Source organism: uncultured Imperialibacter sp. (assembly GCF_963974565.1).
GTDB classification, from domain to species: Bacteria; Bacteroidota; Bacteroidia; order Cytophagales; family Cyclobacteriaceae; genus Imperialibacter; species Imperialibacter roseus.
Map to the genome: position 1 here is coordinate 103,879 of NZ_CAXBCJ010000015.1, position 15,939 is coordinate 119,817.

The 15,939-nt window shown below is 48.1% G+C and carries 6 protein-coding genes; 1 reads left to right on the forward strand and 5 read right to left on the reverse strand.

All coding sequences use genetic code 11. From position 1 onward, the window contains the following. Positions 1–6 precede the first annotated feature (6 nt). Positions 7–915 carry a cation diffusion facilitator family transporter gene (locus tag AAC052_RS19485; protein WP_339815132.1) on the forward strand — a complete coding sequence of 303 codons (909 nt, stop codon included), beginning with the start codon at positions 7–9 and terminating at the stop codon, positions 913–915. A gap of 5 nt (positions 916–920) precedes the next feature. On the opposite strand, the gene AAC052_RS19490 is transcribed toward AAC052_RS19485, so the two are convergent. The 5 genes from AAC052_RS19490 to AAC052_RS19510 all read right to left on the reverse strand — a co-directional run bounded on the left by AAC052_RS19490 (position 921) and on the right by AAC052_RS19510 (position 15,889). Next, entirely contained in the window at positions 921–1,505 is a 585-nt protein-coding gene (locus AAC052_RS19490) for a nitroreductase (RefSeq protein WP_317488843.1), read from the reverse strand. A gap of 37 nt (positions 1,506–1,542) precedes the next feature. Next, positions 1,543–4,050: a T9SS type A sorting domain-containing protein gene (locus AAC052_RS19495; RefSeq protein ID WP_339815133.1), complete on the reverse strand. Its 2,508-nt coding sequence runs from the start codon at positions 4,048–4,050 to the stop codon at positions 1,543–1,545. Between the two features lie 10 nt (positions 4,051–4,060). Further along, positions 4,061–9,364: a hypothetical protein gene (locus tag AAC052_RS19500; RefSeq protein ID WP_339815135.1), complete on the reverse strand. Its 5,304-nt coding sequence runs from the start codon at positions 9,362–9,364 to the stop codon at positions 4,061–4,063. Between the two features lie 166 nt (positions 9,365–9,530). Then, entirely contained in the window at positions 9,531–14,738 is a 5,208-nt protein-coding gene (locus AAC052_RS19505; protein WP_339815136.1) for a T9SS type A sorting domain-containing protein, read from the reverse strand. A gap of 20 nt (positions 14,739–14,758) precedes the next feature. Further along, positions 14,759–15,889 (reverse strand): right-handed parallel beta-helix repeat-containing protein, encoded by a 1,131-nt coding sequence (locus tag AAC052_RS19510; protein WP_317488847.1) that lies wholly within the window; start codon positions 15,887–15,889, stop codon positions 14,759–14,761. Positions 15,890–15,939: the final 50 nt, after the last annotated feature.

Consider the following 15,939-nt stretch of genomic DNA (forward strand, 5'->3'; position numbering starts at 1 on the left):
TTGAGCATGGCGCATCAGCACGGACACCATCATGGGCATCACCACCACGACGAGCACGACAGCTCTGGTAAGCTAAGGGCTGTTTTTTTCATCAATCTGATCTTTGCCATTCTCGAGCTGATAGGTGGGCTGCTGACAAATTCCATGGCTATTTTATCGGACGCCCTTCACGATTTGGGCGACTCTATGGCCATAGGGCTCAGTTGGATTTTTGAGCGGATTTCCAGAAAAAAAAGAGACAAAAACTTTAGCTACGGTTACAAGCGCTTCTCTCTTATTTCGGCCACCATAAGTGGCCTCATTCTTTTTGCCGGTTCGGTCATCATCATCATCGAAGCCATTCCACGTTTCTGGAACCCAGAGCCGGTGCAAACTTTTGGCATGCTGATTTTTTCTGTGTTGGGTATCCTGGTCAACGGTGCTGCTGCGTGGAAAATGTGGGGCGGGAAAACCGCCAACGAAAAAGTAGTACGGTGGCACCTCCTGGAAGATGTGCTTGGCTGGGTAGCAGTGCTGATTGGCTCCATTGTTATTCATTTTACCGACTGGTATTTTATCGATCCTTTGTTGTCAATAGGCATAGCGGTTTTCATTTTGTTTGGCGTGTACCGCACATTGAGCGAAACCATCACTATATTTTTGCAGGCTGTGCCAGACGATCTATCCGTGAAGGCAATCCACGATCAGCTAATGACCATCGATCACGTGAGCGATGTTCATGATATTCATGTGTGGACGATGGACGGACAATACAATGTACTTTCCTGCCACCTGGTAGTGGAAGATGATGCTTCAGCCCAGGTTGTTGCCGCTGTTAAAAGGGAGGCCCGAAAAGTAGCCGCTTCCTTTGGCATCAACCATCAGACCTTTGAGGTGGAGACAAGGGACGACGTTTGCGAATATGAAGATTGTTAAGCAGGTCAGCGCACCCAGGTTGTTTTCTCTTTCACGGGTCCTCGTTTCCCTTCGGGCCATTTTGAACCGGGCACTCCAATAAAGAGAAAGCCGAGAAATTTGTCATTCTCGCCAAGGCCAAAAAATGATTTTGCTTCTTCCATATAAGTGATTCCTCCAGAGCCCCAATAGCAGCCAACGCCATAGGCAGCAGCCGTCAGGTACATGTTCTCCACAGCGCATGAAACCGCCTCAATTTCCTCTATCTCGGGGATTTTTCCCCTTTCATCTCTTTTCATTCCTATGCCGATAATGTGAGATGCCGACAGTGGCTTGGTTTTAAGCCCCTCGTATTTTCCTTCGTTAAAATTGCCCTGGGCGGTTGTTACTTTCCTGAATAACTCCGCCTGAAAAGCTGCCAATTTTTGAATGCCATCACCAGTGAAAACGGTAAATCTCCAGGGCTCGGTAAGCCCATGAGTTGGTGCCCAATTGGCATTTTCCAGCATTTGGTGAATAACAGCTTCGTCCACCTTCTCGCCGGTAAATTGCCCTGTGTAAATTGATCTCCTGTGCTTAATGAGTCTGTTGAATTCCTCTGTATTGAACATTTTGCTGCTTTTTCCCCGTAAAGCTAGTCAACAAAAATTACCGGGAAATAATTATTCTGTAGGTAATTATTGGCCTGCCAGGAACCAGTTGATCATGAAAACGAAGGACGTATATCCCATTATTGACATCCGCAACGTCCAACAATTGCGTGTAGCTCTTTTCGTTTTTCAGCGCCATAGTTTTCAGGCTGTTCCCGTTCAGGTCCATCAACTCAGCCACCACTTTTCCTTTAACCAGCTGCTCATATTTGATGGCAACGAATTTGTCAGCCGGGTTAGGATACACTTCAAGGTCTTTGAAATAGCTCAAATAGATGCCTGTTTCTTTCACCTTCGTAATAAGGAGCGATTCTTCCGTCACCAGTGCTTCCAGTGAGATCCTGTTTTGCTCCAGGCCTGCTCCGCCTCCGAGCTGGAAATCGATAAATGACGCTGGGTCTATTGGAATGCCCGGGTACTGAATATTGATCCTGTAATCGCCGTCAGCCAGGTTGCTAATTTCAAACTCTCCGTTCTCGTCGGTCTGAATGTACACCACCAATTCATAGTCGTCTTCATGGTCTTTTGCCCTGAACCTTGAACGGCTGATACTGACACCTGCCCCTTTCACCCGTTTCCTGTCCAGCATTTTGCCATTGCCAAAATCTTCATCCAAAAATCCCAGCACAACATTATCGCCATCATCAGGTGTCAGCTCTCTTGGAAGATACTCCATTGTTACATCAACCCCGGAGATGTTTTCTCTTACATTTACCACGTCGGCAAATGCCCAGTCTATCGTCCTTTTATGATAAGTCGGAATATAAACACTATTGTTTTGGCTGGCATAGAGCAGATAGTCTCCTAACACAAGCTGAGGGATAAAAAATAATCCATCAGCCCCTCCGGTATAATTGCCAAGGGTGTCGTAACGCCCGGGTCTAATGCCCAGCGCAGCACCGGTAGGGTTGGCAACATTGGCTCCATCTGCGTTTGTTACTCGACCTTGCATGCTGGCTGTTGCCCTTATCCGCTGTGTGTTACTGGCCAGGATAAGATCAGGTACCAGCGAACTGGTAGCACGAAGCTCATATTCTCCCATATTGTCGTAGACCAAATCATCGATGGTGAGGGTGGATGAGTTGGCTTGAGCAACCGGCTCGCCTCTCCGAAACCATTGGTACTCGTTGGCTGAGCCCCCCACGGGCAAATCATTGACAAAGGCTGTATGTACTGGCTGAAGGGAGTCCAGCGCTGTTCCGAACCTCCCCTGGTTAGCGTAGTTAAAATTGGAAAGACCGATGTTCGGTTCAAGGTCATCAAATTGCAAAAGGTTACCCGAAACATCTATTAGCTGAATATTAGGCAGTGTTGAAAGGTTGGGAAGATTTTCCAGCCTGTTGCCGGCCAGGTTGAGCGTTTGAAGGTTGGTAAGCTGAGCTGCGGAAGCTGGTAATCCCTGTGTGATTTGGTTATTTGAAAAGTTCAAACTGGCCGCCAAAGACAACTTTCTAACGTCAGCTGTGAGGCGGCCTGTAAGGTTGTTGTCGGCCAGGTTGATGCCTACCACCCTTCCTCCCTGAACGCTGACGCCGTGCCAGGTGTCTATCGGGGTAGTTAACCAATCTGTTTTGTTGATCCAGTCGTCGCCGTTTGCTCTTGAGTAAAGCTTCACCAAAGCCACGGAGTCGGCTTCCCTGCTATTGTTGATTTCGCTGGCTAGTGCATAAAAGCTGAAAAGTGCGTCTTCGAAACTGGTAACAGTGCCATTATCGACAGTGCCGCTGGTAGACTGCTGGCCCAGGCTTTCGTAAGTACCACCAAGTTCATCTGATGCCACTATCGAAGCATTGTTCATCGTGCCAATAAAGCTTTCGTTGATTGCAGGTAAGGTAATTTGCCCCTCCGTCATTTCGCCAGAAATAACAGTTTTCTCCCAGTACCTTGCCTGTGAGATTTCCACAACCCCGAGGCCACTTTGGCCAGTTGGGTGTGGTTCCTTCACCTCCATGGAAACTACCGGAGCATTGCCCTTTACTTTTATCAACTCAACCGGAGTGAAGGTAGAACCAATGCCAATGGGAAAGTATTGATTGCCCTGCCCCGAAATTTGCATTCTTCCCCGGACGTAGCTGGACGACGATGCGCCGGAAATACTGGCGGTGCTTTTCACAACAAAATTGGCTGCTGGATTTACATCTATCAACCCGTTCGCAAGTACAAGACCTTCAGTAATTAAAACATCGGATGAAATTTGCTTTGACCCTCCCCCGTTCACAAACAAAGAGGCCAGCGCCTGACCATTGTGGGCAAACGATTGATCTGCCCCAAACAAGTTTACGATACCTACGCCTCCATAAGTGCCGACGTTGCTCCAGTCGTTGTGGAGATACAAAGTGCCGGTATTTGAAATGGTGCCCTGGTTGATCACATTGGCTTGCACGCCCACTTTGGTGGCTACGGCTATACCGAGAGTGGTGCCCGGGCTGGTGGTAAATTGGGCAAGACAGTTCGAGGCTGCTATATGCACCCAAAGACTTACCATAAAAAGGCTAAGCTTTTTCATTCTGCCTCAATTAATATGGTTTGGTTATTTGGTACTGTATTCTTGCGTTATACAGCCTGGTGTTCTGGGTATTGTCGTCTTTACCAGTATACCTCACAAAATATGAGTACAGAGAATTGTCGATCGCACCGGAGAAAACAGACACGGTAGAAACGCTTTGAACTGAAGCCAATGCTGTGGGAACATCACTTTCTACCGTAGCCATTACCAAATAGTTGCTAGTTCCATTTTCATGTCTTACAAGCTCTATTCTTGAGGGTGACGTGGCGTCGTTGTCCCAAACCCAGCCAGCAAGCTCAGTAATCACAGCACCATCGGGCAAGTTCATTGATGCTACGGCGTAGCCCAATGCGCCCGAAACTCCATTAAAGTAATGATACCCGGTTACTGCATTGGGTGTCGCAAACTTTGTATCAGAGCCCAACATCGTCAAAACATCAAACACATTAGCACTGTAGCTTGCATATCTTGTAACAGCCGACGAGAACGTAAAGTCGGCAGCGTCCACCGTTCCGCTAGCTTGTATATTTCCCGTCACATCCAATGCCTCTGCCGGCGTTGGGTTACCAATTCCTACTCGGCCCAACCCATTTATATTGATCGCATCCACATAAGTAGGTCCTGCTGTATTGGTAAGAACGCTAAGTTTCATGCCGCCGGCGGTAGGAGAGCTCTTAGCGGCTGATATCTTCCCTAGGTCAAACCGGTTGCTTCCGTTTGTTGATCCTCTGAATGACAAGGCAACACCTGTTCCTGTTCCTGATGTGTTATTGTTTGTCAGCGAAAGCATATTGTAAACGGATCCAGCGGCCGTGCCATCAGTAAACTCAACTTTGTGAGTCAGATCCGAAGCCCCATAAATAAGGTTTGTTCCTGACATTGAAATATAACCGGCACTTACAGTTCCCGTGCCGGCGTTTAATCCAAGGTTACCTCCAGTTCCTCCCGAAGTGCCGCCAGCCTGAATCGACAAGTTGTTTCCAGCGCCGGAAGGAACAGTACCCACTCTGAGGTTTCTGTTGCCACCAGTTTCAAACTGGAAATCGCCATTTGCAAAAGCCACCGGCGAACCACTTGGGCCGTTGAGTCTCATGGCTCCGTTCACAATCACATCCGACGGGGTTAAAAAGCCTGGTTGAACGCCCGGACTCAGCACTATATCGCCACCGACATCGCTATTAGTGGCTCCATCACCTGACTTCAAAATCAGATCGCTGCCTACTCCACTCAAAGCTGCATTCACCTGAATAGTTCTGTTTGTCGCGCCATCAAACTGCAAGTCCTGGGTAAGCGCACCCGTAATCCCCTGGCTTGCCATATCTTGCCAGGCGCTTCCATCATATCCTTCGTAAGTACCGAGGGTGGTATTGTAGCGAATCATGCCCACCACTGGAGTTGGCCTTTGAGCGGTAGTACCGGAAGGTATTCTGATAGCATCGTTGCCTGCAATGTCGAGTGAAACGCCTGGAGCGAAGTGACCTATCGACACCAATCCCCCAAAACTAGCGTCCTGGCCAATTCTAGATGTATTGCCTGATTGTATCTCCAATGCGGCTCCAGTGCCGCTGTTGTTGATGGTTACGGCGGGTGCGGTTGCATTGCCTGTGTTTTGAAATATTGCTACCTGATCTGTTCCATCGTTGCCTACGATGAGGGCAGGCACGCTGTTGGAAGCATTGAGGTTCCTAAAGTTAGCTACATAACCATCTCCGCTGGTCGTTACCTCAAGGCCCGCACCTGCTCCGGCAATTACTTCGCTCGACAATGCCGCAGCTGTATTCGATACGTTGTTTACCTGAAACCGGCCAGCTGAATTGGTTCCAACCGTCTCTACGAGCAGGCCATACTGATTGTTTAAGCCATTGCCAATAATAACTTCCGCCCCTCCGCCGAGCCCCGTATGTGAAACACTGAGCCCATTTGAGCCAGTATCATCAGAATCGTTAAAAATGCTGACAGCGCTGCTTATGGCAGAAGTGTTATTAATAGAAAAGGACGCCGCTCCTCCCCCGCCAGTGTTGACAATATCAATAAGGGTACCACCATCAGCCACTATATCGGTTACCGGATAGGCCAAGCTTGAGAAAGAATTCCAGGAGACACCATCGAACCCCTCGAAGTTACCATTGTAACGGATCATTCCCGATGTTGGTGTACCTTTAACATCCCCCACTTCGACTGCGCCTCCAAACTGGGCGTCGCCAGCATTGTCCAGCACGAGAGCGGATTGAACAACCCCTGTCAATGCGTCGGTCTCCGCTGGTTGGCTGCTTCCAATCAAGAACTGAATATTGCCAGCATGCTGATAAATTGCACTTGCCGGGCCTGTATTTGTGTACTTCATCAGGTTGGCACCTTCATCAGGGTAGAGGTTCTCACTTAAGAATTCGCCGTCGACTGTCGAGCCATTATCAAAATGAAATAAATGATAATCATCAAAGATTTGTAATCCGCTCACAGGGCTGCTCGTGCCAATTCCTACCTTCACACCACCACTACCCAATACGATTGAATTATCGGTACTCACCACGGCATTTGCACCGATAGCTGTTGCGTTTGTAAGACCATCCACGCCAACGTCGGCGTTATCCCCAATCAGTGTGTTAAAATTGCCTGTTGTGTTGGTTCCACCATCGCCGCCAATGAAGATATTGTGAGCTCCACTTGTGTTAGCCAACCCAGCATTGGATCCCACGAAAGTATTTCCGTTGCCAGAGGTTGCCTGGCCAGCATTTGCTCCCAAAAATGTGTTGTCCGTTCCTGCCGACCCACCCTGTGCAGCCGTTTTTCCACCACCTGCACCAAGTGAAACCACATTATCGGTAGCATTAACCTCCATGTCATTGATAGCGTTGGCATCGAGCCCCGTGATCGCAGCACCATCTCCAGCAAAACTGGTTGCGGTGATGTTGTTGGCAGCGAAGTTGCCTGAGCCATCTCTGGCCACTATGGTTCCTGATGTGTTGAGGGCAGTTGCGGTATTGGCTGCATTTGCCCCCAACGCCACATTTGTTGCAGTTACACCACCTACCTGCCCCACAACGGTGGCTCCCTGAGTGCCCGTTACATCACCAGCCAAAGGGCCGGTAAAGCCAGCTACCGTTATGCCAGTTAAGGCACTGCCGTCAACTGCCGGGAGGGCACCCGTTCCGTCAAGCTGAATAACGTTGTTGGCGGCCGTGCCAGCGTTAAGTGACGCAGCAGTTCCCAGGCCAGAGATTTGAGCCGCCGACATATTTACCAGCGCTGATCCATCAAGCGCAGGAAGCATGCCGTCTGATGGTAGCTGAACCAGGTCGTTTGTAGTGACCCCTGCATCAAGCGTGGCGGCTGTGCCAAGGCCTGTCACTTTGCCCACGGCAACATCGGCAATATCGGCATCCGCAATGGAGCCATCAGCTATTTTTACGCCAGTAACTGCATTATTTGCAAGCTTTGCAGTGGTCACATTACCATCTGCCAGATCGATTGTGATGACTGAGCCATCAACAATTTTATCACTGCTTATTGCGTCAGTGGCGATTTTCGCTCCGGTGACGTTACCATCTGCTATTTTTCCATTAGTGACTGCATTTGCTGCCAATTCCGTGGCACCAATAGTGCCCGCTCCAATTACTGGGACAACGCCAATCAAATTAGAGCCATCAATTGCAGGCAGAGCACCTGTTCCATCAAGCTGAACTATATTGCTTGCCCCTGTACCAACATTTAGTGTCGCCGCAGTGCCCAGGCCTATTATCTTTCCCGCATCAACATCGCTGATGTCAATGTCTGAAATTGTTCCATCAAGTATTTCCAGGCTGGAAATCCCGCCGGCCGGGACTTCAAACGTTGACCCATTCGACACCAATGTAATACCATCCACGAAGGACAGGTCGTTGACCATGTCGTGCGTAATAACTGCCGACTGGATTTGAGCTATTCCTGTGTTATCAACAGTGATATGGCCAGTAATTACCTGCTCCTGAGGAGTATTGGTGCCGTCGCCAATCAGCAGCGTGCCGCTGGTAAGCGAAGCCAAACCTGTAACATCAGTCGCAGGCGCCCAGGTACTGCCAGTCCATTTTAATACCTGACCTGTGGTTGCGCCCGATTGGGTAATCTTTGCCGGCGCTACGTCGCTTACCTTGGCGTCTGTCACCGAACCATTCACCAGCTTAGCCGTTGTCACACCATTGTCACGCACCTCAAACGACGAGCCGTTCGAAGCCAGTGTAACTCCATCCACTACAGCGGTGTTCAAATCGGAAAATGCGATTGAGCCATCTACAACTTCTGCGCTGCTGACAGTATTCGGGCCTGGGGTGGCGGGAATGTTCGTTAATCCGCTCCCGTCGCCAGAAAAGGAGCTTGCCGTCACTAATCCGGTGGTCGATATGTTCTGAGCACCAAAGTTTGGAGTAACCTTAGTACCAGCAATTGCGGCGGCAGCGTTGATATCCGCATCGGCAATCGATCCATCAATAAGTTCAGGGCTACCTACCGTATTTGGCCCTGGCGTCGCTGGTATATTGGTTAAACCACTTCCGTCTCCAGAGAAAGAAGCAGCAGTTACTGTGCCTGTGGTTAAAACATTCTGCGAACCAAAGTCTGGGTTAACCTTTGTTCCTGCTATATCGGCCGTCGCATTTATGTCTGCGTCAGCAATCGATCCATCTATTATCTCAGAGCTGCTAATGCTGTTTGGGCCGCTGGTGATAGACAATATCTCCACCTGTAGTTCTTCGAGTGCTGCCTGCGTATTGGTAGCTAATAGGTTTGCATTGGGAATAACTGTCTGATTAGACGCCGAATCCAGGGCGAATTTCCAAAGGCTTCCATTCCAAACGAGGCTAAATCCTGTGGATGGGGCGATGCTGTCGAGCGGCAGTCCTTTGAGCCCCGAAACTACCAGAGAATCGAAGCGGCCCAACACATCACCGGCAGATGCCGTTGTGATGGTCACATCATCTGTCGCATCAATATCTCCTGAGTTAGTGATCTCCTGACCGGAAATTGAAATGCCATTGCCAGCCACAAGTTGAGACAATCCAATGACGTTCCAGGTTGAGTTGTACCAAACATACAATGTCCCATCATCGCTGTCGAAAACCAACATACCATTGTCGGTAGCCGTCAGATTGGCTGCGAAGGCTGTTCGCTCGGCAGCGGTTAGCCGGGGAGCAAGAAAGCCTTGATTTCCATTGATAGCAATTAACTCAAGGACAGCATTTTGATTGGGCGTTTCTGTGCCAATGCCAACTGAGTTTTGGGCATACAAGTTCTGAATAGCACCTACCAGTACTATTGAGAACACCAAAATTTTAAATTTCATGTTCGATTAGATCGGTTGAGCCAATACTCGGCTCAAGAAAATACAATAATTAAAAAAAGGCCCGCAAATTGGGCTATAGGCAGCACCCCAATATAAGAATTTATCAATAAAAAATATCACTTAAACTTCCTAAGTGGTAAAGTTGGTATTAGCCGGTTTATGCCAGCTATCTGCTTATTATTATTCTTAGTGAAATAACACTCCCCCCATTTCCCGTTGTATCATAAAATCTCAAAATATACATGCCTGCTTTCACGTCGTCAACGTCAAGAAGAACCTGTCTATCAGAGCCCGGCTCAAGGTTAGCGCTTCTTATTGTCTGACCCGTCAAATCTATCAAGTCGGCTACTATTTCGCCCCTCACTAATTTCTCATAACGGATTGTCAAGAATTTATTGGCCGGGTTAGGGTACACCGTCAGCCCCTTGAAGTAATCCAAATAGATGCCCGTCTCTTCCACCTTGGTCACCACAATGCTGGTTGGCGTAGCCAACGCATTGATACGGATTCTGTTCTGCTCAACGCCTGTGCCACCGCCAAGCTGAAAATCGATAAAAGAAGTAGGATCCATCGGAATACCCGGATACTGAATATTAACACGATAGTCACCATCAGGCAGGTTGTTCATCTCAAACTGACCCGTTTCATCTGTTTGAACATAGGCGATCAACTCGTAGCCTTCATCGTTATCCTTCGCCCTAAACCTTGAGCGACTCAAACTTACTCCCGCACCTTTTACCCGTTTTCTATCAAACACCCGTGCCCCATCGTCGCCAAAATCAGATTCAAATAATCCACTGAAGGTATTGTCTCCATCTACAGGGGTTAACACTGGCAGAACACCCTCCATGGTAAGCACAAGTTCACCAACATTGCCACGGAGCTGAAGTAGATCGGCAAAGGCCCAATCGATGGTGCTTTTGTAAAAGCTTGGTAAAAAGACCTCTATATCCTGCTCAGCATAAAGCAGATAATCGCCCAGCACCACATCTTCGATGACAAATGTCCCGTTTGGCCCGCTTCTGAAGTGACCTGTGGTATCGTAGGCGCCCGCCTTAACTATAAGTAGTGCCCCAAAGGCGTCATTGACAGGGAGCTCGCTTTTGTCTGTTATTTTACCCGAAAGATTGGCTGTGGCTAAAACTTGCTGTACGCTACTTTTGATAGTCAGGCCAGGTACCCTGGCATTCGTAACTTCCAGTTGGTAATCGCCCATCGTAGCGAAATCTATCCCAGCAATAGTATACTCTGCCGCATTGCCTTCCTCCACCTCCACGCCATTCCTGAACCACTGATGACTATTGGCACTGCCACCAATCGATACGCTGAGTAAGTAATCAGCCCCCACTGGTATCAGTTCTTCCAACATCACTCCGGCCAATTTTTGTGGACTATAGTTCAGGCTGGGAATGTTGATATTTGGCTCAAGATCGTCAAACTGTAGCCTGTTGTTCGAGACATTGAGCATCGTGAGTTGAATGATATTTGTCAAAACTGGCAGGCTGGTGATTTCATTTCCCGATAAATTGATACTTGTTAGCTTCCTCATATCTCCCAGAAACTTCGGCAAGTCACCAGAAAGGTTGTTTGCGGGCAAGTCAATCCCGGTTACCCTGTCGCTGGCAACGGTTATACCAAACCAAGATGATAGATCGGCCGTGTTCCATCCCGAATTATTGATCCAGGCTTCGCCACTGGTTAAGCTATACAACTCCTCCAACAATAACCTATCACGCTCAAGGGAGCTCACCCTGAGTGCTACCGGCTTAGTTGTGAGCGTCAAACCCGGAACAATACTACTGGTAACCTCTACATAATAATTGCCCTCGTCCGCAAATGTTGGGAAATCGATTGTATGATTGAACCCGGCAGCACCTTCTAGTGATAGGTCATTTTTAAACCACTGATAATTGTTTGCACTTCCTCCGACCTGGCGATCCAAGATCAGGCTTTCGCCCCTCTCCTGAAGGGTGTCCGTAAAAGTAAGGAGCGCAGACTGCGGCGAAAACGTGAAAGAAGCAAGTCCCATATTGAATTCCAGTGAGGCAAAATCAAGAACATTATTGGCAACGTTGGTGGTAGAAAGTGCCATTGAAGTCAGGTTGGGTAATCTGGAAATCTGATTATTGCTGATATCGAGGGTTTTCAATGAGTCAAGCACAAGAATATCATCGGGCAGACCCCCTCTAAGGCCGTTTGCTACCAAATCAATGCCCGTTATCCTTGAAAGAGACGCCGTCACTCCAAACCAGTTCTCAACTTTCTGGCCAGGTGCAAGCCAATTAGTATTATTGACCCAATTAGCTCCGTCAAGAGAATTATACAGGCTCACAAGGGCCAGGGAGTCAGATGCGATGACACCATCCTTGATTTTCCGGATTTCAAGCACATTACTATTTTCTGCAAGATTCCCTGCTAAGTCCGTCACACCGACCGACCGAAGACTTGCCTGCAACAATGCAATGTCTGCGGTGACCAACAAAATAAGCTGATAATTTGAGGCGTTGGTTCGGACAATTGTATCCACGACGCCATTGAGCACCTCAAAATCCTGGCTTGTTAGATTGGTGACTGCTTCTGAAAATTGGACGTCAACAGGTATGACGCCTGTTATTGACGGCTGAGGCAGGCTGTAAGTCAACGTGGCTGTAGGGGGAACAATGTCTTTGAGCCCTTCGGTACTAATTGTATCGCCCCGATTGCCAAGACTATCGGTTAAAACAACTTTAACACTGAAAATACCGTCGGCCAAGCTGGCCAAATCTATTTCGGTAAGGCGCTCTGGGTCAGAGGAAATAGTGTTACTGCCACTTATTGTCAGGGCACTGCTGTCCGCCTCACTATTAATAAAATACTCAAACGTTGCTCCTATCTCTCCATTTAGTATGTCGAAGTCTAATAACTGTGAATCAAGATTCAGGGGCCCACTTTGCACAATCACGGAGTCAGCAGTGGCCGGGATATTGTCGATGCTATACACCTCCCCATTGAAAGGGATGTTGATAACGCTTGGCAAAACTCCAGCGTTGTCGGTGAAATCTAGGCCCAGGGTGCCCCCGGCTGCGCCAAATTCTGCTGCAACGACCCAGTTGACCCCATCTGCATCTGATACAGCTATTAAGATTGGACTAGCTACGCCGGATTCGACAAGCGAGAAATTTGCTTCGGAAACCCCGGTCACCGGCTGGTCGAAGGCGACAGTCCAGCTAACTGAAGAAAAGTTATTTGGGTTGGCATCGTTTCTTGTAATAGAAAGCACCGATGCTGGCGATTTAATGGTGATTGGCTCACTTATGAGGGTCAATCCCATAACTACAGTGTTGGTTACCCTCAGTTTATATACACCGAGGTTCAGTGGGCCAAAGTTTGTTATTTCGTACGTATCAGTTGTGGCGCCAACAATATCCTCCCCGTCCTTCTCCCACTGATATTCGTTGTTAATACCACCGACTGCAAATGCCAATGTTTGACTATCTCCAGCATTTAGTCCAATTGTTTGGCTCAGGCCGAACGGCTTCTGTCCTGCATTGACGGTGATGATGCCTACGTTTGGCTCTAAATCTTCAAAGGTAAATCGATTGTTGCTCACATCAAATGAGGCGAGCAGGCCGAGTGAGCTCATGTCGGGCAAGTGGGTTAGTTCGTTGTTGCTAATGTCAAAACTGGTCAGCGCCTGCAAATTCACTATCTGTTCAGGGACGCTGTCCGCCAAGAAGTTATCCGACAGATCAATACTGACTGCTTCAGATAAGTAGGCCAATTCGTAGGGGAAACCGCCCTCCAAATTATTGCTGCTCAAGCTTACCGCTTGCACCCTGCCTCCCAGCGTGTCTATTCCGTACCAGGTGTTGAGATCCACATTGAACCAATTTGTGCTATTTACCCAACTTGCTCCATCCGTTTTTCTGTAAATAGAATCAAGGGCCACACTGTCTATCATAAGGGAAAAACCTAGCAGTTCGAAGGCAGTCGTACTTGTTAAGCTCCACGCTCCATTTCCATCTTTTACCCTCGTTAAGAGATTATGGCTGCCACTACTTAACGAATTGACCGCAATAGGTATACTGACATTTTCATCAATGGGATTTTGGGGAGAAGCCACAACCACCTGTGTGGACTGACCCACACCGGGGTCTGTATCTATAGCGTATTCAACGGTAGTTATCAGCCTTGTTCCATCTCTAAAAAAAGGTCTTGATTCAATATGGCTCCACTGCCCCCTATCATCCAGAGCCCTGATATGAAGCGTATGCATCCCGGGAGAAAGTGACCCAATGGGTATAGGAATAGCGGCATCGATCTGAGTTCCAGGAGAAATGACCAGTGCCAAACCATTTCCATATCCCGGATCCACATCAAAAAAGTATTCCAACGAGGTAATGGTATTTTGACCCTCAACACTCGAGGTGGTGATAAAAAATGGTCGATGTTCGGTGGCGCTCCACTGACCGGAGGCATCACGTACCCTGAAATAGACCGTGTGAAAGCCTGTACCTAACGATGACGTTGGAATCTGCTCCAGCAGGTCTACATCTGTGGATGGTGTTACCGCTACGGCCACACCGTTACCCTGACCCGGATCAACATCTATAAAATACTCAACGGCATCAATGTCATTTCGGATCTCGCTCGTTGACTGACTGATAAAAAACGGCCGATGCTCCGTAGCACTCCACTGACCGGAGGCATCACGCACTCTGAAATAGACCGAGTGAAAGCCAGCACTTAACGATGAAGTGGGAATTTGCTCCAGCAGGTCTACATCTGTAGATGGTGTTACCGCTACGGCCACACCGTTGCCCTGACCCGGATCAACATCTATAAAATACTCAACGGCATCAATGTCATTTCGGATCTCGCTCGTTGACTGACTGATAAAAAACGGCCGATGCTCTGCTGCACTCCACTGGCCGGATGCGTCCTGCACCCTGAAATAGATGTTATGAAAACCGGAGCTAAGGAACGCCGTGGGGATCAGCTCAAAAACATCGACATCAGCAGACGGCGTCACCGCCACCGGCGTCCCATTACCCTGACCAGGATCAGAGTCAAGGTAATACTCCATACTTACTATGTTGTTGCGTGTTTCGGTTGTGGATTGACTGATAAAAAAAGCTCTTCTTTCAAAATGACTCCAAACGTTGTTTTCATCCATCGTGCGAACGTACAATGTATGCACGCCTGGCGTAAGCGAGCCAGTGGGCACAGCAAAGTTAAAATCTACCTGAGCGGCAGGTGTGAAAAAAACGCTGGTACCACCGCCAAAACCTGGGTCGGCGTCTACATAGTATTCCATGGCCGTTATTTGCGGGGCCTGTGCCAGCCCAAATTGCGCACAGCATATCAACCCCAAAAAGGAAAGAAGCCTTTTCATCTTTTTCGAGATGAGCTATACTAGTTTCCTTTGGCCTGGATGTGCACATTCAGGTCATTGCCTTCAATCACCATAGAAGGAACATCGAGCACCTGAATGGTGGGTATTAAGGTGCCCTCCAAATTAAAAGGGATTGGGCCTCCATACACCCCCATATCGGTGCCATTGGTGCCTGAGCCAAGAGCAGGTGAGCCCGTATCCAGGGCTGGGTCAAATGTTGAGAGAGAGGGAACTCCTGTTCCAAATGAGACATTGACAAAAAGAGGGTCTTGGCCAGTAATATTATTAACACTTGTGTTGCCACCAGTAGTGAGAAATCCTTGAGTTGGCTTGCTATGGAAGCTAAGATTGTTTTCGAAACTGTTGTTTGACAAAGCCGTTTTGCCCCTTGGGCCAATGCCATAAAAGATATTGTTTTTAACAGTAGAATTGGTGAGCCGGTTAAAAGCAAACCAGCCATTTGCTTCTGCGTCGGTATGAATAAAAATATTGTTTTCAATGGTACTGAGATCAGTCGTAACTGATCCATAAGTGGCGGTCCCATAACTTTCTGCTGTGGTACCGTAAATGATATTATTAACTATTGCAATATTAGATACATAGCCTTGAAGAAAATCGATTGTCTCCTCAGTGCTATTGCCAATGCCACTGCCTAATATATTGTTTCTGACTACGACGTTATTCAGACCAGTGATGGCTCCTGCATGTTGTATTCTTGTGATTACACTATTTTCTATTAGTAAATTCGATAGTGTCCCTGCAATACCGCCAAGCGCCAGAGAGGAGGAAATATACATACCCGATATTCTGGTACCGCTTGCCGCCGGGTCGGCTATCTCGACCGTGGTTACGTAGGATCTGCTGGAGCCATCAGTATCCGGGAAAAGCCCAATTCCAAAAATATTAAGTCGCTTGTCAATAGTGATTGCTCCATAACTGCTAGAGCTTCGGATTACATGAATAATGTCATCATCCACCGCCGCCGCTATGGCGTCCTGCAGAGCGGTTGAACCAACAAAAACAGCACCCGGCACGGCTACTGCCCCCGGGTTTCTATCCGCTGTCAAAATGCTTTGAGCACTTCCGAAGTAAGTTATGAGCATCCCCAAAAGAAAAGCAAGCCCATTTTTTTGATTAAAAAAGGTTTTCATGATCCTGAGAGTTAGTTAAAAACTTGAGCTGATGATCAGCCTTTTGGCTT